19 protein-coding genes are annotated in these 23248 nt (G+C 63.0%); 11 read left to right on the top strand and 8 right to left on the bottom strand.

Annotation, left to right across the window (positions count from 1 at the left end):
• The first annotated feature begins 10 nt into the window (after positions 1–10).
• Genes LMTR13_RS35275 through LMTR13_RS35300 form a run of 6 tightly spaced genes read left to right on the top strand, consistent with a single transcriptional unit; the run spans position 11 to position 6960 of the window.
• Complete coding sequence (locus tag LMTR13_RS35275; protein ID WP_065733239.1) at positions 11–1474, top strand: type II and III secretion system protein family protein; 1464 nt, start codon at positions 11–13, stop codon at positions 1472–1474.
• A 9-nt stretch (positions 1475–1483) separates the two neighbouring features.
• The gene (locus LMTR13_RS35280) at positions 1484–2233 is read left to right on the top strand and encodes a CpaD family pilus assembly protein (RefSeq protein WP_065731755.1); all 750 of its coding nucleotides are present in this window, start codon (positions 1484–1486) and stop codon (positions 2231–2233) included.
• Positions 2230–3501, top strand: coding sequence for a CpaE/TadZ family protein (locus tag LMTR13_RS35285; RefSeq protein WP_065731756.1), 1272 nt, complete (start codon positions 2230–2232; stop codon positions 3499–3501). Before LMTR13_RS35280 ends, LMTR13_RS35285 begins: the two co-directional genes overlap by 4 nt.
• Positions 3502–3523: 22 nt before the next feature.
• Positions 3524–4990, top strand: coding sequence for a CpaF family protein (locus tag LMTR13_RS35290; RefSeq protein ID WP_083219361.1), 1467 nt, complete (start codon positions 3524–3526; stop codon positions 4988–4990).
• Between the two features lie 7 nt (positions 4991–4997).
• The gene (locus tag LMTR13_RS35295; protein ID WP_065731758.1) at positions 4998–5975 is read left to right on the top strand and encodes a type II secretion system F family protein; all 978 of its coding nucleotides are present in this window, start codon (positions 4998–5000) and stop codon (positions 5973–5975) included.
• 10 nt (positions 5976–5985) lie between these two features.
• Positions 5986–6960 (top strand): type II secretion system F family protein, encoded by a 975-nt coding sequence (locus LMTR13_RS35300; protein WP_065731759.1) that lies wholly within the window; start codon positions 5986–5988, stop codon positions 6958–6960.
• Between the two features lie 129 nt (positions 6961–7089).
• On the opposite strand, the gene LMTR13_RS35305 is transcribed toward LMTR13_RS35300, so the two are convergent.
• A complete protein-coding gene (locus LMTR13_RS35305) occupies positions 7090–7905 on the bottom strand; it encodes a tetratricopeptide repeat protein (RefSeq protein WP_065731760.1) in 816 nt (271 codons plus the stop codon).
• Between the two features lie 131 nt (positions 7906–8036).
• Between LMTR13_RS35305 and LMTR13_RS35310 the strand changes: the two genes are divergently transcribed.
• On the top strand, positions 8037–9419 hold the full coding sequence (locus LMTR13_RS35310; RefSeq protein WP_065731761.1) for a leucyl aminopeptidase family protein: 1383 nt from the start codon (positions 8037–8039) through the stop codon (positions 9417–9419).
• Positions 9412–10254, top strand: coding sequence for a C40 family peptidase (locus tag LMTR13_RS35315; protein WP_065731762.1), 843 nt, complete (start codon positions 9412–9414; stop codon positions 10252–10254). The genes LMTR13_RS35310 and LMTR13_RS35315 overlap by 8 nt, the downstream gene beginning before the upstream one ends.
• A gap of 120 nt (positions 10255–10374) precedes the next feature.
• On the opposite strand, the gene LMTR13_RS35320 is transcribed toward LMTR13_RS35315, so the two are convergent.
• The 6 genes from LMTR13_RS35320 to LMTR13_RS35345 form a co-directional block, all read right to left on the bottom strand.
• Positions 10375–12000: an ABC transporter ATP-binding protein gene (locus LMTR13_RS35320; protein WP_065731763.1), complete on the bottom strand. Its 1626-nt coding sequence runs from the start codon at positions 11998–12000 to the stop codon at positions 10375–10377.
• A gap of 10 nt (positions 12001–12010) precedes the next feature.
• Complete coding sequence (locus tag LMTR13_RS35325; RefSeq protein ID WP_065731764.1) at positions 12011–13189, bottom strand: ABC transporter permease; 1179 nt, start codon at positions 13187–13189, stop codon at positions 12011–12013.
• Positions 13189–14301, bottom strand: a complete 1113-nt coding sequence (locus LMTR13_RS35330) for a microcin C ABC transporter permease YejB (protein WP_065731765.1) — start codon at positions 14299–14301, stop codon at positions 13189–13191. The genes LMTR13_RS35325 and LMTR13_RS35330 overlap by 1 nt, the downstream gene beginning before the upstream one ends.
• Positions 14298–16184: an extracellular solute-binding protein gene (locus tag LMTR13_RS35335; RefSeq protein WP_065731766.1), complete on the bottom strand. Its 1887-nt coding sequence runs from the start codon at positions 16182–16184 to the stop codon at positions 14298–14300. The genes LMTR13_RS35330 and LMTR13_RS35335 overlap by 4 nt, the downstream gene beginning before the upstream one ends.
• Before the next feature lie 14 nt (positions 16185–16198).
• Positions 16199–18112, bottom strand: a complete 1914-nt coding sequence (locus LMTR13_RS35340; RefSeq protein ID WP_065731767.1) for an extracellular solute-binding protein — start codon at positions 18110–18112, stop codon at positions 16199–16201.
• A 297-nt stretch (positions 18113–18409) separates the two neighbouring features.
• On the bottom strand, positions 18410–18961 hold the full coding sequence (locus LMTR13_RS35345; protein ID WP_065731768.1) for a c-type cytochrome: 552 nt from the start codon (positions 18959–18961) through the stop codon (positions 18410–18412).
• A 199-nt stretch (positions 18962–19160) separates the two neighbouring features.
• Here LMTR13_RS35345 and LMTR13_RS35350 point away from each other — a divergent pair, with 199 nt between their 5' ends.
• Both LMTR13_RS35350 and LMTR13_RS35355 read left to right on the top strand, forming a co-directional pair.
• On the top strand, positions 19161–19901 hold the full coding sequence (locus LMTR13_RS35350) for a 3-deoxy-manno-octulosonate cytidylyltransferase (protein ID WP_065731769.1): 741 nt from the start codon (positions 19161–19163) through the stop codon (positions 19899–19901).
• 34 nt (positions 19902–19935) lie between these two features.
• Positions 19936–20796: a prephenate dehydratase gene (locus LMTR13_RS35355; protein WP_065731770.1), complete on the top strand. Its 861-nt coding sequence runs from the start codon at positions 19936–19938 to the stop codon at positions 20794–20796.
• A gap of 134 nt (positions 20797–20930) precedes the next feature.
• Here the strand turns inward: LMTR13_RS35355 and LMTR13_RS35360 are convergent, their stop codons facing one another.
• On the bottom strand, positions 20931–21950 hold the full coding sequence (locus LMTR13_RS35360; RefSeq protein WP_065731771.1) for an LLM class flavin-dependent oxidoreductase: 1020 nt from the start codon (positions 21948–21950) through the stop codon (positions 20931–20933).
• Positions 21951–22333: 383 nt separating this feature from the next.
• Between LMTR13_RS35360 and metF the strand changes: the two genes are divergently transcribed.
• A complete protein-coding gene (gene metF, locus LMTR13_RS35365; protein WP_065731772.1) occupies positions 22334–23248 on the top strand; it encodes a methylenetetrahydrofolate reductase [NAD(P)H] in 915 nt (304 codons plus the stop codon).

Genomic DNA, 23248 nt, shown 5'->3' on the forward strand with positions numbered 1-23248 from the left:
GACGCACGATATGAAGTGCAGGGAAATTCAGCCGATGATGCGAACGTTCATCGTCCGCGCCCTGTCGTTTTCGGCCGTGGCTGCTCTCACGCTCAATCCGGCGCTGACGCCGGTGGTGGCGAGCGACTATCGCGTCGCCCCGGTGTCCACCGATGGGCAGATGAACGCGCGTTTCGTTTCTCTCGGGATCGGCAAATCGATCGTGATCGACCTGCCGCGCGAGATCAAGGACGTGCTGGTTGCCGATCCGAAGATCGCCAACGCCGTGGTGCGTTCGACCCAGCGCGCCTATATCATCGGCGCCGCGGTCGGCCAGACCAATATCGTTTTCTTCGATTCCACCGGTGCGCAGATCGCGGCCTACGACATCGCCGTCAAGCGAGACCTCAACGGCGTGCGCGCGGCGCTGAAGCAGTCGTTGCCGAATTCGGACATTCTGATCGAAGGTGTCGGCGACGGCGTGCTGTTGAGCGGCAGCGCGGCGAGTCCGGTCGAGGCGCAACAGGCCGCCGACATTGCCGCCCGCCTGGTGGGCGGCGCCGAAAAGGTCGTCAATTCGATCGCTGTTCGCGGCCGCGACCAGGTGATGTTGAAGGTCACGCTCGCGGAAGTCCAGCGCTCGATCATCAAGCAGATGGGCATCGATCTCAGCGCCAACCTGACCTACGGCACATCCGTTGTCAGGTTCGCCAACAATAACCCGTTCACCGCGAACAGTGCGCCGCTCGTCGCCGGCAATGGCCTTCAAGCGGCTTTCGGCGCGACGCCATCCGTGCAGGCGACGCTGCGCGCGATGGAAAGCGCCGGCGTGGTCCGGACCCTTGCCGAGCCCAACCTCACGGCCATATCCGGCGAGTCCGCAACCTTCATCTCCGGCGGCGAATTTCCAATTCCGACCGGCGTGACCTGCCAAACAACAGCGTCCGGTGGCATCGGACAATGCGTCCAGACAGTCAGCTTCAAGAAATTCGGCATCTCCCTCAACTTTACGCCGGTCGTGCTCACGGAGGGACGGATCAGCCTTCGGGTGATGACCGAAGTGTCGGAAGTCTCGACCGAGAACGCTTTAACCGGCGGTGCCGGTGGAACGACCATTCCCTCCATCAAGACCCGCCGCGCCGAGACCACGCTGGAAATACCGTCCGGCGGCGCGATGGCGATGGCCGGCCTGATCCAGGACCAGACCAAGCAGGCCATCAACGGCTTTCCGGGCCTGGCGCAACTGCCGGTTCTCGGCACGCTGTTCCGCAGCCGCGACTTCGTCAACAACCAGACCGAACTGATGGTTCTGGTCACGCCCTATGTGGTGCGCGCGGTGGCGCAGAAGGACCTCTCGCGCCCCGATGACGGCTTTGCCAGCGCGTCGGATCCGCAGGCCGACCTGCTCGGCAGCATCAATCGCATCTACGGCGTTCCGGGCCGCGTCGAGAAGGCACGGAATTATCGCGGCACCTACGGCTTTATTACGGACTGAGGCGGGACGATGACACCACAGAGCACAAAACCCGCCGATCGCAAGCGCGCGCTCCGCCTGACCGCAGCGCTGATCGGTGTTTCCGTGGCGCTCGGCGCCTGCAAGCATACCGTCGTCGATCCCGTGACGACGGCCGGCGTGCCCGACGATTACCGCCAGCGCCATCCGATCGCGGTCCAGGAAGCCGACCGCTCGATCGTCGTCTTCGTCGGTCGTGGACGCGGCGGCTTGTCCGCCTCTCAGCGCGCCGACGTCATGGGCCTGGCCCAGGACTGGCTTCGCGAAGGCACCGGCGCCATCAGCGTCGACGTGCCCATCAATACGCCGAACGCGCGAGCGGCCGAGGATTCATTGCGCGAGATCCGGGCGACCTTTGCCGCTGCGGGCGTGCCGCCGCGCGCGATCAATGTCCGTCAGTATCACCCGGAAGATCCCAGGCATATGGCCGCGATTCGCCTCAACTATCCGAAGATCTCGGCGGTGGCCGGCCCATGCGGGCTGTGGCCGGAGGACCTCGGACCCTCGATCCACAACAAGGGCTATTTCGACAACAAGCAGTATTACAATTTCGGCTGCTCCAACCAGCGCAACCTGGCGGCGATGGTCGACAACCCATCCGACCTCGCGCAGCCGCGTCCCGAAACCCCAGCCTTTGCGCCGCGCCGTGGCACAGCCTTCGAAAAGTATCGCAAGGGTACGTCCACCGCGACCACCTATCCCGAGAGCGACAAGGCCAAACTCAGCGATACCGGCAAATGATCACTTACTCGCGCCAGAATACAGAATCGCAGCCGGAAATCACGGCGCCGTCGACCGAGGACCACATCGCGCCGGCGCCGCGGGTGTCGGTGCAAGCGTTCTGCGAGACGGTGGAAACCGCCGCCGCCGTGCAGTCGGCGGGCGAAGACCGCCGCCTCGGCAAGGCTCATCTCAAGATCCAGATGGGCGGCATGGCCGCTGCGATCGAGGCCTATCGCTCGGCCCCGACCCCGAACGTCATCATCCTGGAGACCGAGGGCCGCAACGACATTCTCGCCGGCCTCGACCAGCTCGCCACCGTCTGCGACGCCGGAACCCGCGTGATCGTGATCGGGCGCATCAACGACGTTATGCTCTATCGCGAATTGGTTCGCCGCGGCGTCAGCGACTACGTCATCGCCCCGGTCGGCGCCATCGACGTCGTGCGCTCGGTCTGTAACCTGTTCTCGTCGCCGGAAGCCAAGGCCGTCGGCCGCATCATCGCCATCGTCGGCGCCAAGGGCGGCGTCGGTGCGTCCACCGTCGCCCACAACGTCGCCTGGGCGATCGCGCGCGATCTGGCGCTTGATTCCGTGGTCGCCGACCTCGACCTCGCTTTCGGCACTGCAGGTCTCGACTACAACCAGGACCCGCCACAGGGCATCGCGGATGCGGTGTTCTCGCCTGACCGGGTCGATACCGCGTTTCTCGATCGCCTGCTGTCGAAATGCACCGACCATCTCAGCCTGCTGGCGGCGCCGGCCACACTCGACCGGGTCTACGATTTCGGCGCGGAGGCCTTCGATTCGATCTTCGATACGCTTCGCACCACGATGCCCTGCATCGTGCTCGACGTTCCCCATCAATGGTCGGGATGGACCAAGCGCGCCTTGATCGCGGCCGACGACATCCTGATCGTCGCAGCGCCCGATCTCGCCAACCTGCGCAACACCAAGAATATCTTCGACCTCCTGAAGGCATCGCGGCCGAACGACCGCGCGCCGCTCTATTGCCTGAACCAGGTCGGCATCCCGAAGCGGCCGGAGATCCCCGCCGCCGAGTTTGCCAAGGCGATCGAAAGCCACCCGATCGCCACCATCCCGTTCGAGCCGCAGATTTTCGGCTCGGCCGCCAATAACGGCCAGATGATTGCGGAAATCTCCGCGACCCATCGCACCACCGAGATGTTCCTGCAGATCGCGCAACGGCTCACCGGCCGCGGCGAGACCAAGAAGCCGAAGAGTTCGTTGCTGTCGCCTTTGATCGAGAAGTTGCGGGCCAAGAAGTAGACAGCCCGCGTGGAGTGCCATCGTGTTCGGTAAGCGTAGCGGAAATGATAGCGAGATGCGGGTACTCAAGCCCGCCATTCAGGCGCCGGAGCCGGTCTCCAGCGCCGCAACCGCGCCGCGCGAGATCGCGGCGCCGACGGTGGCTTCGCCGCCGATCGCCCCCGCAAAGCAGCAGCCCGCGCCCACCATGGAGGCGCGGCGATCCGACAATTACTACCAGGTCAAGGCGACCATCTTCGGCGCCCTGATCGAGGCGATCGACCTTGCCCAACTCGCCAAGCTCGACGGCGAGTCCGCACGCGAGGAAATCCGCGACATCGTCAACGAGATCATCGCGATCAAGAACATCGTGATGTCGATCGCCGAGCAGGAAGAGCTGCTCGACGATATCTGCAACGACGTGCTCGGCTATGGTCCGCTCGAGCCGCTGTTGTCGCGCGACGACATCGCCGACATCATGGTCAACGGCGCCGGTACGGTGTTCATCGAAGTCGCCGGCAAGATTCAGAAAACCGGCATCCGCTTCCGCGACAACCAGCAGCTCCTCAACATCTGCCAGCGCATCGTCAGCCAGGTCGGCCGGCGCGTCGACGAGTCCTCGCCGATCTGCGACGCCCGCCTCGCCGACGGCTCCCGCGTCAACGCCATCGTTCCGCCGCTGGCGATCGACGGGCCTGCCCTCACCATTCGTAAGTTCAAGAAGGACAAGCTGACGCTCGACCAGTTGGTCAAGTTCGGCGCGATCTCACCGGAAGGCGCGACGATCCTGCAGATCATCGGCCGCGTCCGCTGCAACGTGCTGATTTCCGGCGGTACCGGCTCCGGCAAGACCACGCTGCTGAACTGCCTGACCCAGTTCATCGAGCATGACGAACGCGTCATCACCTGCGAGGACGCCGCCGAACTTCAGTTGCAACAGCCTCACGTGGTGCGGCTGGAAACCCGCCCGCCCAACATCGAGGGCGAAGGCCAGGTCACCATGCGCGAACTGGTCCGCAACTGCCTGCGTATGCGTCCCGAACGCATCATCGTCGGCGAAGTCCGCGGACCCGAGGCGTTCGACCTTCTGCAGGCGATGAACACCGGCCACGACGGCTCGATGGGAACGCTGCACGCCAACAACCCCCGCGAAGCCATGTCGCGCTGCGAATCTATGATCACGATGGGCGGCTTCTCGCTGCCCTCGCGCACCATCCGCGAGATGATCTGCGCCTCGATCGACGTCATCGTGCAGGCCGCGCGTCTTCGCGACGGCTCGCGCCGCATCACCCACATCACCGAGGTGATGGGCATGGAAGGCGACACCATCATCACCCAGGATCTGTTCGTCTACGAATTGCTCGGTGAAGACGCGAACGGCAAGATCATCGGGCGCCACCGCTCGACCGGCATCGGCCGTCCGAAGTTCTGGGAACGCGCGCGATACTACAACGAAGAGAAGCGGCTTGCGGCGGCGCTCGATGCTGCCGAAGTCACCGACAAGACGTGAGGGAGCGATGAGCATGCAAGCGCTCGCACTGGCATTTCTGGCCGCCACCGCCATCGGCGGCCTGGCATGGGTGTTCATCTATCCGGCGCTGTCGGGCGAGAAGAAGGCCGAATCCCGCCGCGCCTCGATCGCACGTAATGACGCGCCGGCGCGGCAGGCCGAGAAAAACCAGCGCTCGCGCCGCGAGCAGGTCGAGGGATCGCTGAAAGAACTCGACGCCCGGCGCAAGAAGGAGAAGTCCGTTCCGCTCTCTATGCGCCTGGCCCAGGCCGGTCTGGGATCCTGGACCACCCAGAAATTCTGGATCGTTTCCGGCGTCCTCGCGGCGGCGGGCTTCGTTGTCGCATTCCTCGTCGGCGGCTCGCCGTTGGGCGCCGTGGTGATGGCGTTCGGCACGGGCCTTGGCCTGCCGCGCTGGCTCCTGAGCTATCTGAAGAAACGCCGCGAGAAGGCGTTTCTGAGGGCGCTGCCCGACGCCGTCGACGTCATCGTGCGCGGCATCAAGGCTGGTCTGCCGCTGTTCGAATCGATCAAGGTGGTCGCGGCCGACTCACCGGAACCGCTCAAGAGCGAGTTCAACGCCATCATCGAAACCCAGACCATCGGCATGCCGCTCGGCGACGCCTGCGCGCGGCTGTATGAACGGATGCCGCTGCCGGAGGCGAACTTCTTCGGCATCGTGGTCGCGATCCAGCAGAAGTCCGGCGGCAATCTGTCCGAAGCGCTCGGCAACCTTTCCAAGGTGCTGCGCGATCGCAAGAAGATGGCGGAGAAGATTCAGGCGATGTCGACGGAAGCCAAGGCCTCCGCAGCCATCATCGGCTCGTTGCCGCCGGCCGTGATGATCATGGTGTGGATCTCGACGCCCGACTACATCTCGCTGCTTTGGACCACCCACCTCGGCCAGTTCATGCTGCTGTGCTGCGTCGGCTGGATGACGATCGGCGTGCTGGTGATGAGGAAAATGATCAACTTCGACTTCTGACGGTGCGCCTATGATTGAGTTTCTGATCGCCAAGATGCACGACGCGCGGTTCATGACCATGCTGCTTGCCGCCGTCGCGGCGAGTGCGACCGCCTATACGCTGATCATGCCGCTGTTCGCCGGCGAGGGCCTTGCCAAGCGCATGAAGGCGGTGGCCAGCGAGCGCGAACGGCTCCGCCAGCGCGAGCGCGAGCGCCTCAACAAATCGGAGAAGGTATCGCTGCGCCAGACCCCGAAGCAGCTCGTTTCCAAGGTCGTGGAAGACCTGAACCTGACCAAGTGGCTGGCGCAGGAAGCCGCGCGCGACAAGCTGATCATGGCCGGCTACCGCGGCCACGCGCCCTACGTCACGTTCCTGTTTGCCCGCGCGGTGACGCCAGTCGTGCTGTTTCTCGGCGCAGTCTTCTACGTGTTCGTGATCACGCAGATGGACAAGTCGCTGACGGTCAAGCTCGGCATCTGCATCGGCGCCGCCTATCTCGGGCTGCAGGCGCCGATGCTGTTCCTGAAGAACGCCATCAGCAAGCGCCAGCTCTCCATCAAGCGCGCCTTTCCCGACGCGCTCGACCTCCTGCTGATCTGCATCGAGTCCGGTATGTCGGTCGAAGTCGCCTTCCGCAAGGTCTCCACCGAGATCGCGTCGCAATCGATCGCGCTGTCGGAGGAATTCGCGCTGACCACGGCGGAATTGTCCTATCTGCAGGACCGCAAGGTGGCCTACGAGAACCTCGCCAAGCGTACGGGCCTGGAGGGCGTGAAATCGGTCTGTCTCGCGCTGATGCAGTCGGAACGCTACGGCACCCCGCTCGGCCAGAGCCTGCGCGTCATGGCGCAGGAAAACCGTGACATGCGCATGACCGAGGCCGAGAAGAAGGCGGCGGCGCTGCCGCCGAAACTGACCGTGCCGATGATCCTGTTCTTCCTGCCATGCCTGTTCATCGTCATTCTCGGACCGACCTACATCAAGATCCAGATGTTGCCGTAAGGACTCGGCGTGGCAGACGCCAACTATCGTCGCTGGGCCTGCCCTTTGCTCAAGCTTTGAGGTCGATCGCGGGAAGGCGATCCGGAACGCTAGCGACGATTGGCGAGGAAGCGGCGCCGGAATGCCGGATCACCCGCGCGCAGCGACGGGCACAGCCTTACCGCCGTTGCGCGGGCTGTCCTTGCGGTTCAGCATTTCCCGAAGGTAGGCCACGTTGGCAGTCGCCTCGTCGGCGGGCAGATCGCCCTTGGCGATGGTTTCGGCCTCCGCAAATCGGCCCTGAAGGCCGACGACGAGCGCGAGGTTCTGCCGCACCCTTCCGTCGGCGCGCGGATTGGAATAGGCGCGCCGCAGCGTTTCCTCGGCTTGCGGCAGTTCCCGCGTCAGCATGTAGGAGAGGCCGAGATTGGACAGCACCGACGGCTCTTCCGGCATGATCTTCAGCGCGCTCGCGTAGTAGCGGCGGGCCTCTTCGTGCTTGCCCATCTTGTCGAGCGTGGTGCCCTGCACCGACAAAATGCGCCAGTCGGGATTGGCGGGCGTATGGGCGCGGCTGAGCACGTCGAAGGCAGCCTGCGAATTGCCGTTGTCGGCGAGCGCGCGGCCGTAGGCGGCGAGCAGCGTCTTGTTGCCGGGATGAGCGATGGTGGCCTGTTCGAGCACGGCAGCGGCCTGCGCCCGCTGGCCGGTGGCGCGGAGCGCTTGGCCATATCCCAGCGCCGCCTCGGCATCCTTGGGATTGGCGCGATAGCGCTCGCCATAGATCTCGGCCGCGCGGCGTGGATCTTCGGGGGCGGCTTCGACCTTGGATGAGGACGAACCCAGCGATCCCGTGACGTCGGACATGGTCTTGCAGCCGCCGAGACCCGCGGCCAAAACCGCGGTTACCGCGGCTGAGGTCAGGAACCGGGCAAGAGACCCGGCGTGGCTGGAGGATCGACGCATGGCACTTCAACTCACGGGAATGGCGGAACAAATGGAGCCGTACGAGTCAGCAATAGACTGTTAACCCTAACGGCCGGTTAATTGGCCGTGCTATGCCAGCCAGACAGCCCCATCCCCCTCGCGAGACAAGCATGCCATCGCCGTTCGAGACCGCGCCCACCGCCTCCGCCATTCCGATTACGTTCGCCACCAAAACGACCTGGAGCGCGATCGCCGAAGACCTTCCCGAGCCGGCCCGGCGGTTTGCGCTCGCCAATGATTTCACCGCCAAGCCCGGCAAGTGCCTGACGCTGCCCGCACCCGACGGGCAGATTGCGCAGGTCGTGTTCGGGCTGGAGGACGAGAGCGCCAAATCCCGCGACCTGTTCCGGCCCGGCGCGCTGCCTGGCCTGCTGCCACCGGGCGTCTATCGCTTCGCCAATGCGCCGCACGACCTGCGGCTGGCAACGCTCGCCTTTGCGCTGGGAAGCTACCGCTTCGACCGCTACCGCAAGGCGGAGAAGCCCGAGGTCCGGTTGGTGCCGCCCGACGGCGTCGATATCGCCGACATCGCGCGGATGGCGGAAGCGGCGTCGCTGGCGCGCGACCTGATCAACACGCCGTCGAACGACATGGGACCGGAGCAACTGGCGGACGGCGCACAAGCGCTCGCGGCGCGCTTCGGCGCCAGCTTCGAGTGCATCGTCGGCGACGATCTCGTGAAACAGAATTTTCCCCTGATCCACGCTGTCGGCATGGCCTCAGCGCGGGCGCCGCGCCTGATCGACCTGAGCTGGGGCGATCCTGCCCACCCCAAAGTGACGCTGGTCGGCAAGGGTGTCTGTTTCGACACCGGCGGACTCGACATAAAGCCATCCAGCGGCATGCTGATCATGAAAAAGGACATGGGTGGCGCCGCCAACGTGCTGGCGCTGGCACAGATGGTGATGGATGCTAAGCTGAAGGTCCGCCTGCGCGTCCTGATCCCCGCGGTCGAGAACGCAGTCGCCGGCAACGCCTTCCGTCCGCTCGACATCTTCAAGTCGCGCAAGGGACTTAACGTGGAGATCGGCAACACCGACGCCGAGGGACGGCTGGTGCTGGCGGATGCGCTGGCGCTGGCGGACGAAGAGAAGCCGGATCTGCTGGTTGACCTCGGCACGTTGACGGGAGCGGCGCGGGTGGCACTGGGGCCGGATTTACCGCCCTTTTACACCCATGATGAGACGCTGGCCGAAAGCGTCGCAGAACATGCAAAGCGGGAGAACGATCCGTTGTGGCGAATGCCGCTGTGGCCGCCTTACGATTCGTGGCTGGATTCGAAGGTCGCCGACATCAACAACGCGCCGTCGGGCGGTTTTGCCGGCTCGATTACTTGCGCGCTATTCCTGCAGCGCTTCGTTACCGACGCCAGGAGCTGGCTGCATGTCGATATCTACGGCTGGACGCCTTCCGCAAAACCCGCACGTCCCGAAGGCGGCGAATGTCAGGCCGCGCGCGCGATCTACAAACTGTTGAGCGAACGCTATGCATGATCCGCGCCTGACGCCGGCACGGCCCGAAATCGCCGCGAAATATCTTGAAGGCAAGGTGAAGGCCGCGCGTTTTGTCGACGGCGAGGAATTTTGCGTGAGCGAGGCCATCGCGCCGCTGTGGGAGCATCCTGCTGCGGGCGCGATGATGCTGACGCAGGCGCTGAAGGGCGAACGCGTCACGATCTACGACCGCAACGGCGAAGGGTTTGCGTGGGGGCAACTCGCAAGCGACGGCTATGTCGGCTGGTTTCCGGAGGGCGCGCTGGCAAAGCCCGCGGCCGCCCCGACGCACAAGATCACGGTGTTGCGGACCTTCGCGTTTCCGGGCCCCTCGATCAAGCTGCCGCCGGTCGAGACGCTGACGACGGGAGCAAGGATGACGGTGATACGCGAAGACGGCGCGTTCGCCATCACAGGCGAAGGCTGGTATCTGCCGCGCCACCATGTCGGCAGCCTCGACGCGGTGGAAAAGGATTTCGTCGCGGTCGCCGAGCGCTTCGTCGGCACGCCCTACCTCTGGGGCGGCAAGAGCTCGCTGGGCATCGATTGCTCCGGCCTGGTGCAGGTGTCACTGATGGCGGCCGGCACCGGCTGCCCGCGCGACAGCGACATGCAGGAGGCGGGCCTCGGGCGGACGTTGGGTCCTGACGAGATGAAGAAACTGCAGCGCGGCGATTTGATCTTCTGGAAGGGACACGTCGCGATCGTGCGGGACGCCGACAGCATCGTGCACGCCAACGCGCATCACATGGCGACGGTGGTGGAGGACACGCAGGAAGCGATCGCGCGGATCAAGGCTGTCGGCAGCGAGGTTACGGCGATCAAGCGGCTATAGCGCCGCCCGGTCATTCCGAACGCGCGTGAACCCGGAAGCCAGGTGTTATATGCGGATCGAGATTCTCCGATGTGCAATTGCGCATCGTAGTTCGCGCTAACGCGCGCCCCGGAATGACAGTCACGTCGGCGACGGATCTGCGGGCACCGCCTCGATCCGGAACGCCGCAGCAAACAGCGCGCGGGTGTAGTCGCTCTTCGGGTTCTTGAAGAGCTCTGCGGCGGGCCCCTCCTCCACCACCTTGCCGTGACGCATCACGATCAGATGGCTGGCCAGCGAGGCCACGACGCGCAGGTCGTGCGAGATGAACATGTAGGTCAGGTCGCGCTTGCGCTGCAGCTCGCGCAACAGGTCGACCATCTGTGCCTGGAACAGCATGTCGAGCGCACTGGTCGGCTCGTCCAGCACGACAAAATTCGGCTCCAGCACCACCGCGCGCGCGATCGAGATACGCTGGCGCTGACCGCCGGAGAACTCATGCGGGTAGCGGAATCGCGTCGCCGGATCGAGACCGACGTCCGTGAGCGCCTTGACGACGCGCGCCTCGCGCTCTTCATATGACAGCGATTTCTGATGCACGCTGAGGCCTTCGGCGACGATATCGCCGACCGACATGCGCGGGCTCAGCGCGCCGAACGGATCCTGAAATACGATCTGCATGTCGCGACGATGCGGCAGCATGGCCTTGAAGCGCAGGCCCTGGATGTTGTTGCCGAGGAATACGATCGGACCGTCGGAGGAAATCAACCGGAGCAGTGCCAGGCCCAGCGTGGTCTTGCCCGAGCCGGATTCGCCGACGACGCCGAGCGTCTCGCCCTTGCGCACCGCGATGCTGACGCCGTCCACCGCCTTGATATGGCCGACGGTCGAGCGCAACAGCCCGCGCTTGATCGGAAACCAGACCTTGAGATTGTCGGCCGACATCACCACCGGCTCGTTGGGCCGCGGCGGCGCCGGATCCGGCTTGGGCTCGGCCGCGAGCAGCGCACGCGTATAGGCATGCTTCGGTGCCGTAAATACCTGTTCGACGGGGCCCTGCTCGACGATCTTGCCCGAATTCATCACGCAGACGACGTCGGCGATGCGGCGGACGATGCCGAGGTCATGGGTGATGAACAACATGCTCATGCCGAGCCGGGACCTGATCTCCGCGAGCAGCGCCAGGATCTGGGCCTGCACCGTGACGTCGAGCGCAGTGGTGGGCTCGTCCGCGATCAAAAGGTCCGGCTCGTTGGCGAGCGCCATCGCGATCATGACGCGCTGGCGCTGGCCGCCGGACAGTTGGTGCGGATAGCTCTTCAGCCTTGTTTCGGGATCGGGAATGCCGACCTGCGTCAAGAGCTCCAGCGTGCGCGCCCGCGCCATCTGCCCGCTGATGCCGCTATGCAGGGAAAGAATCTCGCCGATCTGCGCCTCGACCGTGTGCAGCGGATTGAGCGAGGTCATCGGCTCCTGGAAGATGATGGAGATGTCGTTGCCGCGGATCTCGCGCATCTCGCTTTCCGATGCAGTCAGCAATTCGCGGCCGCGGAAGTGGATTTGGCCTGAGGGATGCGAGGCGCTCGGATACGGCAGCAGTCTGAGGACCGACAATGCGCTGACGGATTTGCCCGAGCCGGATTCTCCAACCAGCGCCACGCATTTGCCGCGCTTGATGGAAAACGAGACACGATCGACCGCGAGCGTATCGCCGAACGCCACCGAGAGGTCGCGAACATCGAGCAGAGGCTGGTTGACAGCGTCCATGCGCGCCCCCTTACCGGAACGTCTTGCGCGGGTCGAAGGCGTCGCGCACGCCCTCGCCGATGAAGATCAGGAGCGACAGCATGATCGCGACCGAGAAGAAGCCGGTGAAGCCGAGCCACGGCGCCTGCACATTTGCCTTGCCTTGCGCCAGCAGTTCGCCGAGCGAGGGCGAGCCGGGCGGCAGGCCGAATCCTAAGAAATCCAGCGCCGTCAGCGTCATGACCGAGGACGACACGATGAACGGCAGGAACGTCATGGTCGCCACCATCGCGTTCGGCAGCAGATGGCGGAACATGATTACGCCATTGGAGACACCGAGCGCGCGCGCCGCCTGGATGTATTCGAAATTGCGTCCGCGCAAGAATTCTGCGCGCACGAGGCCGACGAGGGACGTCCAGGAGAACAGCAGCAGAATGCCAAGCAGCACGAAGAAGCCGGGCACCAGCACCGATGACAGGATCAGCAGCAGATAGAGCGAGGGAATCGCGCTCCAGATTTCGATGATGCGCTGGAAGATCAGATCGGTCCAGCCGCCGAAATAGCCCTGCACGCCGCCGGCGATGACGCCGATGATCGAGGACAGGATGGTCAGCGTCAAGCCGAACAGCACCGAGATGCGGAAACCATAGATCAGCCGCGCCACCACGTCCCGACCCTGATCGTCGGTGCCGAGCCAGTTGTACTCGAGGTCGCTGCAGCTCTTGAGGCCCTTCTTCTCGAGCACAGGCTTGCACTGCTCTTCCGTCAGCATCCAGGTCGGCTTCGACGGCGCCGGCGTCGGCAGGTCGAGGTTATGGGTGGCGTAGGAATAGCGGATCGGCGGCCAGATGATCCAGCCGCCCTTGTCCGCAATCAGCTTCTGCAGATAGGGATCGCGGTAATCGGCCGCGGTCTCGAAATCGCCTCCGTACGTCGTCTCCGAATAGCTGACGAAAGCCGGCCAGTAGAGCTTGCCGTCATATTTGATCATGAAGGGGCGGTCGTTGGCGATCAGCTCGGCGAACAGCGAGATCACGAACAGCGCGAGGAACAACCAGAGCGACCAGTAGCCGCGGCGATTGGCTTTAAAACTCTGCCAGCGTCGGCGGTTGAGCGGAGACATCGCAAGGGGATGAGGAGAGACCGGCACGGCGGCGCCGAGCGGCGACTTCGTCGAGGTTTCGATCGGCTGCGGGGCGAGTACCGTCATCAGACCTCCCGCGCCTCAAAATCGATCCTTGGATCGATCCACATATAGGCTAGATCGGAGATCAGACCCACCACAAGGCCCACAAGGGAGAAGATGAACAGCGTGCCGAACACCACCGGATAGTCGCGGTTGAGCACGCTCTCGAAGCCAAGCAGCCCGAGCCCGTCGAGCGAGAAAATGGTCTCGATCAGCAGCGAGCCGGAGAAGAATGCACCGATGAACGCGCCGGGAAAGCCTGCGATCACGATCAGCATCGCATTGCGGAAGATATGACCGTAGAGCACCTGCCCCTCGCTGCAGCCTTTTGCGCGCGCGGTCATCACATACTGCTTCCTGATCTCATCAAGGAACGAGTTCTTGGTCAGCAGCGTCATGGTGGCGAAGGCACCCAGGCCCATTGCGATCAGGGGCAGCGTGAGGTGCCAGAAGTAATCGATGATCTTCCAGTACCAGGGGAATTGCGACCAGCCGTCCGAGGTCAATCCGCGCAGCGGGAACCAATTGAAGAACGAGCCGCCGGCAAACAGAATGATCAGCAGGATCGCGAACAGGAAGCCGGGGATCGCAAAGCCGATGATGATCGCCGCGGAAGTCCAGGTATCGAATCGCGTTCCATCCGCGACCGCCTTGCGGATGCCGAGCGGGATCGAGATCAGATAGGTCAGCAGCGTCAACCAGAGCCCGAGCGATATCGAGACCGGCAGCTTCTCCTTGATCAGTTGCAACACGGTGGTGTCACGAAAGTAGCTTTTGCCGAAATCGAAGCGGGCGAAATTCCACACCATCAGCGCAAACCGCTCATGCGCGGGCTTGTCGAAGCCGAACTGCTTTTCGAGGTTCTTGATGAATTCCGGGTCAAGCCCCTGCGCACCGCGATATCTCGAATTGACGGCATCGGCCGAAGCGCCCGCCTGCGGCGTGCGGCCGGCGAAATCGCCGGTGGAAGAACCTGAGATGCGCGAGGAGCCGCCGGTATCGGCGCCGGACAGCTGCGCGATCACGCGCTCGACCGGGCCGCCCGGCGCGAACTGCACCACCACGAAGGAGATGAAGAGGATACCGAGCAAGGTCGGAAACATCAGGAGGATGCGGCGGGCGATATAGGCGGTCATTGTTGCTTCGCCTGCTCGAGTTTGCCCGCCTTGGCGGCGTCATACCACCAGATAACGCGCTCGCCAGACCCCGATGCATCGATCTGATAACGCGGCAAGCTCTTCGGGCGATCGAACATGTCCCAATAGGCCAGCCGGTGGGTCTTGTTGTACCACTGTGGCACCCAGTAGCGCCCGGCGCGGAAAACGCGATCGAAGGCGTGGCAGGCGACAGTTAGCTCGGCGCGGGTCTCGGCCGCAATGATCTTTTCGATCAGCGCGTCGATGGCGGGGCTCTCGATCCCCGCGAGATTGTACGAACCCTTGGTCTTGGCAGCATGCGAGGAGAAGAAGGCGCGCATCGCATCGCCCGGCGTCGTCGACATCGAGAAGCGCGTGATAGTCATGTCGAAATCGAAATCTTCCACCCTGGCGCGATACTGCACGGCATCGACCAAGCGCGGGCTTGCCTCGATTCCGAGCGTGCCCAGGTTCTTGATGTAAGGCGCGTGATGCGGATTCAGCGAAGGCTCGTCGTACAGGAATTCGATGCGGAATACTTCGCCGCTCGGCGTCATCCGCTTGCCGTCCTTGATGACGAAGCCGGCTTCGTTAAGCAATTGCTGCGCCTTGCGCAGCATGCTGCGGTCTTGCCCAGAGCCGTCCGAAACCGGGGGCACATAGGGCTGGCCGAACACTTCATCGGGCACCTGGCCGCGGAATGGCTCGAGCAGCTTCAGCTCGTCCGGCGAGGGCGGTCCCTTCGCCATCATATCTGAATTCTGGAACGGCGAATGCGTACGTGCATAGGCGTCGTACATGATGGTCTTGTTGGTCCACTCGAAATCGAAGGCATTGATCAGCGCCTCGCGCACGCGGGGATCCTTGAACTTGTCGCGGCGGATATTGATGAACCAGCCCTGCGCGCCCGACGGCCTTTCGTCCGGTACCTGCTCGCGCTTGACCCGGCCGTCCTTGATCGCGGGGAAATCGTAGCGCGTCGCCCAGATGCGCGCAGTGAACTCCTCGCGGAACAGATAGCTCTTGCCGGTAAAGCCCTCGAAGGCGACATCACGATCGCGATAGAATTCGTAGCGGATCACATCGTAGTTGTAGTAGCCGCGGCAGGCCGGGAGGTTCGCGCCCCACCAGTCCTTGACACGTTCGTACTCGATGAAGCGGTTGACCTCGAACCGGCCGACCTTGTATGGCCCGGATCCCAGAGGCGTATCGAGCATCGATTCATCGAAGGCCCGCGTCTCGTAATATTTCTTCGAGAAGATCGGCAGCCCGGCGACATAAAGTGGCACGTCGCGGGCGCGCCTTTCGGCGAAGGTGACGACAACAGTCGCATCGTCCACTGCTTCGGCGCCTTTCACATCGCGCATCTGTACCTGGATCAGCGGATGGCCTTTGGCCTTTAGCGTATTGATCGACCAGGCGACGTCATGCGCTGATATCTTCGAGCCATCGTGAAACCTGGCCTCCGGGCGCAGCGTGAAGTGGTAGATCAGCTTGTCCGACGAAATCCGCACCGATTTTGCGACGAGTCCGTACATCGCATCCGGCTCGTCGCCGGCGCGCACCATCAGCGCTGAGAAGGTCAGGTCCATGCCCTGCGCGCCCTCGCCCTTGAGGATGTAGGCGTTGAGCGAATTGAATGTCTGGTAGGACTGATTGTAAGAGCGTGTCGAGGGGATGGTCGAGAACATGCCGCCCTTGGGGGCAGAGACATTCACATAGTCGAAATTCTTGAAGTCGGCCGGATATTTCAGATCGCCGAACGCCGAGATGCCGTGCATCTCAGCGCCGTTTTCCTCTGTAGCGCGTACGGGGCCAAGCCGCAGAACGCTCAGCGCACCTGCGCCAAGGCCGAGGACGTGCCGGCGGGAAAATTGCGCCATGCGCGAAATATCCTTCAAGAGCGCTTGCTGATCCGGGTCGCCTTCTCCGCATCGTACCACCAGATATCGGGGAACGCCGACAAGCCATATTTTGGCATTTCCGCAGGACGGCTGAAGCGATCCCAACGCACCGTGCGCTGTTTCGGATAGGTCCACTGCGGCACGACGTAGTGGTTCCACAGCAGCACCCGGTCGAGCGCTTTGGTGGCCGCAATGAGGTCTTGACGATCCGTAGCGAAGATGACGCGGTCGATCAGCTTGTCGATTGCCGGATTCTTGATTCCAACGTAGTTATCCGATCCGGGCTGGTCAGCAGACTTCGAACTCCAGTGCTCACGCTGCTCGTTGCCCGGCGACAGCGACTGGCCCCACGACGAAATCGTCAACATGTCGTAATCCCAGTTGCGAAGCCTGTTCTGATATTGGATCGCATCGACACTACGAACAGAGACCGAAATGCCGATCCGCTCCAGAGAAGGTTTGTAAAACAACGCGACGCGTTCGAAAGCCGGATCATCGGCACGCGACAACAGCTCGATTGAGAACGGCTCACCGCTTGCAACGTTGACGAGCTTTCGCTCTCGAACCTCGAAGCCCGCCTCCTTCATCAGCCTTAGCGCTTGCTGCAGATTGCTGCGGACCGCTTCCGGACTTCCTCCAACCGGATTGGAGTAGGCGGTCGTGAAGACTTCCTTCGGAACCTCCGCCCGCACTGACTCGAGAATCTCCAGCTCCTTTCCGGTCGGAAGCCCGATTGCCATCAATTCGTCGATGCCGTGGAAATAGCTGCTGATCCGCGTGTATTGCCCGAAGAAGATCTGCTTGTTCATCTCTTCGAAGTCGAACGCGAAATTCAATGCCAGTCGCACCCGAGGATCGGCAAACTTGCTGCGGCGAGTGTTCGGTACAAACGCCTGCATCACCCCCGATCGACGGTTGGGGAATTCCTCCTTCAACACTCGCTTGTCGGTCACCGCAGGAAAATCATAGGCTGTCGCCCAGTTCTTCGCGCTGTTTTCGACACGAAAATCGACCTGATCGCCTTTGAAGGCCTCAAGCGCGACCGTTGCATCTCGAAAATAGTCGTACCGGAGCTCGTCGAAATTGGCACGGCCGACATTAACCGCAAGATGGCGGCCCCAATAGTCCTTCACACGCTCAAACGTGATTGACCTGCCAGCAACAAACTCCTTCACCCGGTATGGGCCAGACCCGAGCGGCACTTCCAGGGTAGTTGTGGAGATATCGCGCTTGCGTCCCTCGCCGTCAGTTCCTTCCCACCAATGCTTGGGTAGGACATACAGCTGGCCGACGATCAGCGGAAGCTCGCGGTTGCCCGGACCGTCGAAGAAAAATTTTACCTCTCGGTTGTTCAACTTCTCGGTCTGTACAACGTGTCGATAGTATTGCGAAAACTGCGGATGATGCTTCTTGAACGCTTCCAGCGAGAAGATGACGTCATCGGCGCTGACCGGCTTGCCGTCGTGCCATTTCGTCTCCGGCCGCAGGCGATAGATCACCCAAGAAAAATCGTCGGGATGGCAGACGGCCTCGGCGAGTTCGCCATACTCGGTCGAGGCCTCATCAAGCGACGCTGTCGTCAGAGTTTCATAGATGAGCGGGATCGCGCCGGCGAGCGCGCCCTTCACGCCTGCGACCACCATATTAAAATTGTCGAAGGTCCCGAAGGCTGCGTTGCGGACGGTGCCACCCTTGGGCGCGTCCGGATTAACATAGTCAAAGCGCTTGAAGTCGGCGGGGTACTTGATGTCGCCAAACAGCGAAAGGGCATGGCGAAAGACTGGCTCGCGCGCGCTCGATTGTGCGTGGGCCGGCGAAATTGCCGGGACGCCCGGGGCCAGTCCTAGCGCGGGCACCATCGCGGCTGCGGCGCTGCTTTGAAGGAGGTATCGTCTGGTAATTGCCAAATGCGGAATTCCTGTTGCTGACCCAGTATCCGTACCTTCGAAGTCGGTGATCTGCTCGCGGCCCCGGACACGAACTGAGCCAACTACGAGGCGGAGCTAGTGAGGACCTATTATAAGGCAAGGGTTCGACGAATTACGTTGCTTTTTCCTCATGATAGCAGCTTGGGAACACCGCCGCTGCGGCGAATAGTCCCGGTAACAACTCCGCTAGCAACGATGCGATCCCCCATAGCGAAACGGCCAGGCAAATGCCTGGCCGTCATGAAGTGGCGAAGTCCATGCGGGACTGTCGAAATCTTATTTCGCCGCCGTCGGCAGCGGGGCCGGGTTATCCGACAGGCTGCGCAGATAGGCGATCACGTCGGCGCGCTCGCTGTCCTTCGAAATGCCGGCAAAGCCCATCGCCGTGCCCGGAACGAAGGCCTTGGGATTGGCGAGAAACTTGTCGAGATCCTCATAGGTCCAGGTGCCGCCCTTGCCCTTCAAGGCGGCCGAGAAGTTGAACCCGCCGCGCCCCTGGCCCTTCGGCTCGTTCAAGACACCGTACAAATTGGGTCCGACGCGGTTGGGGCCGCCCTTTTCGAACGTATGGCAGGCGGCACACTTCTTGGCGGCGGCGGTGCCCTTCTCGACGGACGCGGTCTGCAACAGCTTCTCGATCGGCTCGGCCGGCGCGGCGGCTTCCTTGGCTGCACCGGGAGAGGTGTCTTCCTTTACGGCAATTTCGAAGCCCGGCTTTTCCGGCTTCACGGGCGCGAAAATCGCCTGGGCGGCAAAGCTCGTCACCAGAAGTACGAGGCAGGTACCGAGAACGGCACCGAGAATTTTGTTGAGTTCGAAGGAGTCCATAGTTGGATCAGGCTCCAGGCCGGGAAGGTCGACTGAAGGCCGGCAGACGGCCGCGGATGCGCGTCAGGAATCAGCCTTTCGCGCCGCACCCTCAGCAGGGTTGAGATATCGGTTTGCCCGGGCTCTGGCAACCCGTATAAACGCGCCGAATTTCGTCCCATCCCCATCAAATCCAGCAGTCCGGCCGGGCCTTCAGACGATGACCGATTCCCGTATTTTGGTGCTGATTCCCGCCCGGATGGCGGCGACCCGACTACCGGGCAAGCCGCTCCTTGATATCGCCGGCCTGCCCATGATCGTGCACGTGCTGCGGCGAGCGGAAGAAGCCGAAATCGGCCGGGTTGCGGTTGCGACCGACACCCCCGAGATCGCCGACGCGGTGAGGGCTGCCGGCGGCGAGGCGGTGATGACCCGCGCCTCCCACGCTTCCGGCTCAGACCGCATCCACGAGGCCATGCTGGCGCTCGATCCGTCCGGCCGGGCCGAGATCGTGGTCAATTTGCAGGGCGATTTCCCGACGATCATGCCGGACACCATCCGTGCTGCGCTGCCGCCGCTCGACGACCTCGCGGTCGACATCGCGACGCTGGCCTCGCAAATCCACACCGAGGAGGAGGACCAGGCGCCGAGCGTGGTGAAGGCGGTCGGCTCCCCGATCGGCCCAAACCGGCTGCGCGCGCTGTATTTCACCCGCGCCACCGCGCCTCACGGTGACGGACCGCGCTACCATCATATCGGCCTCTATGCCTACCGCCGCGCCGCGCTGGAGCGGTTCGTGACCTTGCCCCCCTCCCCGCTGGAGCGGCAGGAAAAGCTCGAACAGCTCCGCGCGCTGGAAGCCGGGATGCGAATCGATATCACCATCGTCGATAGCGTGCCGCGCGGCGTCGATACCCCGGCCGACCTCGAAACCGCCCGCTGCGTACTGGCAAATAGCTGAGCGGCTGGTAAAAGGCCCGCCAGAGAAACGAGACATGACCAAAAAGCTCAAAATCGCATTCCAGGGCGAGCCTGGCGCCAATTCCCATATCGCCATCGTCGAGGCCTATCCGGACGCCGAACCGTTGCCGTGCGCCACCTTCGAGGACGCGCTGTCGGCGATCGCCTCGGGCGAGGCCGATCTCGGCATGATCCCGATCGAGAATTCGGTGGCGGGGCGCGTCGCCGACATCCATCATTTGCTGCCGGCGTCCGGCCTGTTCATCGTCGGGGAATGGTTCTTGCCGATCCGCCATCAATTGATGGCGCCTAAAGGGACAAAACTCTCCGACATCAGGACGGTGGAGAGCCATGTCCATGCGCTCGGCCAGTGCCGGCGCATCATCCGCAAGCTCGGCATCAAGCCGATCGTCGCCGCCGACACCGCCGGCAGCGCGCGCGACGTTTCCGAGCGCAAGGACAAGAGCGTGGCCGCGATCGCGTCCCGCCTGGCGGCGCAAATCTACGGTCTCGATATCCTTGCCGAGGACGTCGAGGACGAGACCCACAACACCACGCGCTTCGTGGTGCTGGCGCGCGAGGCGGATTGGGCCAAGCAAGGCTCGGGGCCGCTGGTCACCACTTTTGTTTTCCGGGTGCGCAATTTGCCCGCCGCTCTCTACAAGGCGCTCGGCGGCTTCGCCACCAACGGCGTCAACATGACCAAGCTGGAAAGCTACATGGTCGACGGCAATTTCTTTGCCACGCAATTCTATGCCGATGTCGACGGCCATCCCGACGACAAGGGCCTCGCCTTTGCGCTGGAGGAATTGAAGTTCTTCTCGCGCGAGTTTCGTATCGTCGGCGTCTATCCGGCGCATCCGTTCCGCGCGACGTTCAGCGAGAAGCTGGATTGAGCATGGCTCTGTCGCCCCTGCGAACGCAGGGACCCATACCGCGTGATCTATCGATGAAGCGCGGTGGCTGACGTTCGCTAAAGCAACTGCATTCGGTGGTTATGGATCCCTGCGGTTCGCAGGGACGACAGTCTTTACGCGGCGACTTTCTTCTCCAGCCCGAACGCATCCGCGAGCAGACTATACGACTTCTTGCGCGCGTCGTGGTCGTAGACCGCCGTGATGATCATCAGTTCGTCCGGCTGGCTTGCCGTAATCATCGGCTGCAGCTTCGCCATGATGGTCGCGGGACTGCCGACAAACAGGCGCGAACGGTTGCGCATGACCGAGGCGCGCTCGGCATCGGTGTAGTCATAGGCCAGCGCTTCCTCGACGCTCGGCAACGGCAAGTATTGTCCGCGGTCGCGGCGGAGGCGGTTGAGATCCATCGAGGAAGCGAGCGTTTCGGCTTCCGCATCGGTCTCGGCGGCGACCGCTGCGACGGCGAGAATACCGTGGGGGGTTTCCCGCCAGCCGGACGGCTTGAAGTGGCTGCGGTAGTTCGCCATCGCCGCAATCGCGTCGTAGGAAGCAAAATGGTGCGCGAATGCGAAGCCCATGCCGACTTGCGCCGCCAATTCCGAACTGTAGTCGGAGGAGCCGAGCAGCCAGATCGGCGGCAGCGGCGTATCGTCAGGCATCGCCACCACGTTGTTGTAGGGATGGCCGGCCGGAAAGCCGCGGGTCTCCCACAACACCAGTTCGCTCAGCCGTTCGAGAAAATCGTCGCCCTCGCGGCGATCGAGCCGGCTACGCAGCGCATGCGCTGTGGCGCCATCGGTACCGGGCGCGCGGCCGAGGCCGAGATCGATGCGGCCGGGAAACAGCGCCTCCAGCATCTTGAAACGTTCGGCCACGACCAGCGGCGCGTGGTTGGGCAGCATCACGCCGCCGGAGCCGACGCGGATGTTTTTGGTCACTGCGGCGATCTGGCCGATCATCAAATCAGGCGCGGGGCTCGCCACCGACGCCAGATTGTGGTGCTCGGCGAGCCAGTAGCGGACATAGCCGAGCCCATCGACATGGCGCGCCAGATCGATGCTGTTCTGCAGCGCGGCGGCGGGTCTTGTGCCTGTGGTGACGACGGAGAGGTCGAGGACGGAAAGCGGGATCATGGCGATAAACTAGTGCGGCAATGGGAGGCGACAAAGAGCTGGCCGGCGCAGAGCAGGCCCGCGCTTGTGGGAAAAGGGGCGGCGTATCGTAACCCAAGAGTGGGACAAAATGTGACAAATTCGCCAATACGTACTTCTGCCCACCATGAAAGACACCCAAAACAGAAACGATCATTTTATCATCTCATTGTATTTACTCAATAAATTTGCAATGCGCAACAGCCCAACTACGTTTTAACTCAAGACAATATTTTGCGTATTTTTCCGATATTGGGCTATTTCCCATCTCCAATGGGCTGTTTGATCGACCGTGTTTCGCTTATTTTAGCCCATCGTCGCTACGGCTGACGTCCGTCCATCGTTTCGGAGCTTTGTGAAGTGCCATGACCGAGGTTACGCACCCCGCTTTCGACGGCCATCGCGCTCTGCATTCGCCAAAGATCTCCTTCGAATTCTTTCCGCCCAAGACCGAAGAGATGGAGCGGAGCCTGTGGGAAACCATCAACCGGCTGGCGCCGCTCGCGCCCAATTTCGTCTCGGTGACCTATGGCGCCGGGGGATCGACCCGCGAGCGGACCCATTCGACCATCGCCCGCATCCTGAAAGAGACCAGCCTGGTCCCGGCAGCGCATCTGACCTGCGTCGGCGCGCCCAAGGGCGAGATCGACGACGTCGTGGCGCGCTATCACGAGATCGGCGTCCGCCATATCGTGGCGCTGCGCGGCGATCCCACCACCGGCATCGGCACCGCCTATCATGCGCATCCGGACGGCTATCAAAGCTCGCCCGACCTGATCGCCGGCATCAAGAAGCGCTATCCCGATATCGAAATCTCGGTTTCGGCCTATCCGGAGAAGCATCCGGAGAGCCCGACCATCGATGCCGATATCGATACGCTCAAGGCCAAGGTCGATGCCGGCGCGGCGCGCGCCATTACCCAAGTATTCTTCGATAACGACCTCTACTTCCGCTATCTCGACCGCGTCCGCGCCCGCGGCATCGATATTCCGGTAGTCCCCGGCATCATGCCGATGCACAATTTCAAGCAGGCTCGCAGCTTCGTGACCCGCGCCGGCACCACGGTGCCGGACTGGCTCGCCGACAAGTTCGAAGGCCTCGACGACGACGCCGAGACCCGCAAGCTCGTCGCCGCCACCGTTGCGGCCGGCCAGGTGCACAAACTCGCCAAGCACGGCGTCGACACCTTCCACTTCTACACCATGAACCGCGCGGACCTCGTGTTCGCGATCAGCCATTTGCTGGGCATCCGTCCCAATGGCGCACAGAAAGCCGCCTGA

It is taken from the genome of Bradyrhizobium icense (assembly GCF_001693385.1).
Classification (GTDB): domain Bacteria; phylum Pseudomonadota; class Alphaproteobacteria; order Rhizobiales; family Xanthobacteraceae; genus Bradyrhizobium; species Bradyrhizobium icense.

What these genes read in the sequence shown, in the direction of transcription:
- LMTR13_RS35275 (WP_065733239.1), top strand. Translation starts at nt 11, where the DNA reads ATGAAGTGCAGGGAAATTCAGCCGATGATGCGAACGTTCATCGTCCGC.
- LMTR13_RS35280 (WP_065731755.1), top strand. Translation starts at nt 1,484, where the DNA reads ATGACACCACAGAGCACAAAACCCGCCGATCGCAAGCGCGCGCTCCGC.
- LMTR13_RS35285 (WP_065731756.1), top strand. Translation starts at nt 2,230, where the DNA reads ATGATCACTTACTCGCGCCAGAATACAGAATCGCAGCCGGAAATCACG.
- LMTR13_RS35295 (WP_065731758.1), top strand. Translation starts at nt 4,998, where the DNA reads ATGAGCATGCAAGCGCTCGCACTGGCATTTCTGGCCGCCACCGCCATC.
- LMTR13_RS35300 (WP_065731759.1), top strand. Translation starts at nt 5,986, where the DNA reads ATGATTGAGTTTCTGATCGCCAAGATGCACGACGCGCGGTTCATGACC.
- LMTR13_RS35305 (WP_065731760.1), bottom strand. Translation starts at nt 7,905, where the DNA reads ATGCGTCGATCCTCCAGCCACGCCGGGTCTCTTGCCCGGTTCCTGACC.
- LMTR13_RS35310 (WP_065731761.1), top strand. Translation starts at nt 8,037, where the DNA reads ATGCCATCGCCGTTCGAGACCGCGCCCACCGCCTCCGCCATTCCGATT.
- LMTR13_RS35315 (WP_065731762.1), top strand. Translation starts at nt 9,412, where the DNA reads ATGCATGATCCGCGCCTGACGCCGGCACGGCCCGAAATCGCCGCGAAA.
- LMTR13_RS35320 (WP_065731763.1), bottom strand. Translation starts at nt 12,000, where the DNA reads ATGGACGCTGTCAACCAGCCTCTGCTCGATGTTCGCGACCTCTCGGTG.
- LMTR13_RS35325 (WP_065731764.1), bottom strand. Translation starts at nt 13,189, where the DNA reads ATGACGGTACTCGCCCCGCAGCCGATCGAAACCTCGACGAAGTCGCCG.
- LMTR13_RS35330 (WP_065731765.1), bottom strand. Translation starts at nt 14,301, where the DNA reads ATGACCGCCTATATCGCCCGCCGCATCCTCCTGATGTTTCCGACCTTG.
- LMTR13_RS35335 (WP_065731766.1), bottom strand. Translation starts at nt 16,184, where the DNA reads ATGGCGCAATTTTCCCGCCGGCACGTCCTCGGCCTTGGCGCAGGTGCG.
- LMTR13_RS35345 (WP_065731768.1), bottom strand. Translation starts at nt 18,961, where the DNA reads ATGGACTCCTTCGAACTCAACAAAATTCTCGGTGCCGTTCTCGGTACC.
- LMTR13_RS35350 (WP_065731769.1), top strand. Translation starts at nt 19,161, where the DNA reads ATGACCGATTCCCGTATTTTGGTGCTGATTCCCGCCCGGATGGCGGCG.
- LMTR13_RS35355 (WP_065731770.1), top strand. Translation starts at nt 19,936, where the DNA reads ATGACCAAAAAGCTCAAAATCGCATTCCAGGGCGAGCCTGGCGCCAAT.
- LMTR13_RS35360 (WP_065731771.1), bottom strand. Translation starts at nt 21,950, where the DNA reads ATGATCCCGCTTTCCGTCCTCGACCTCTCCGTCGTCACCACAGGCACA.
- metF (WP_065731772.1), top strand. Translation starts at nt 22,334, where the DNA reads ATGACCGAGGTTACGCACCCCGCTTTCGACGGCCATCGCGCTCTGCAT.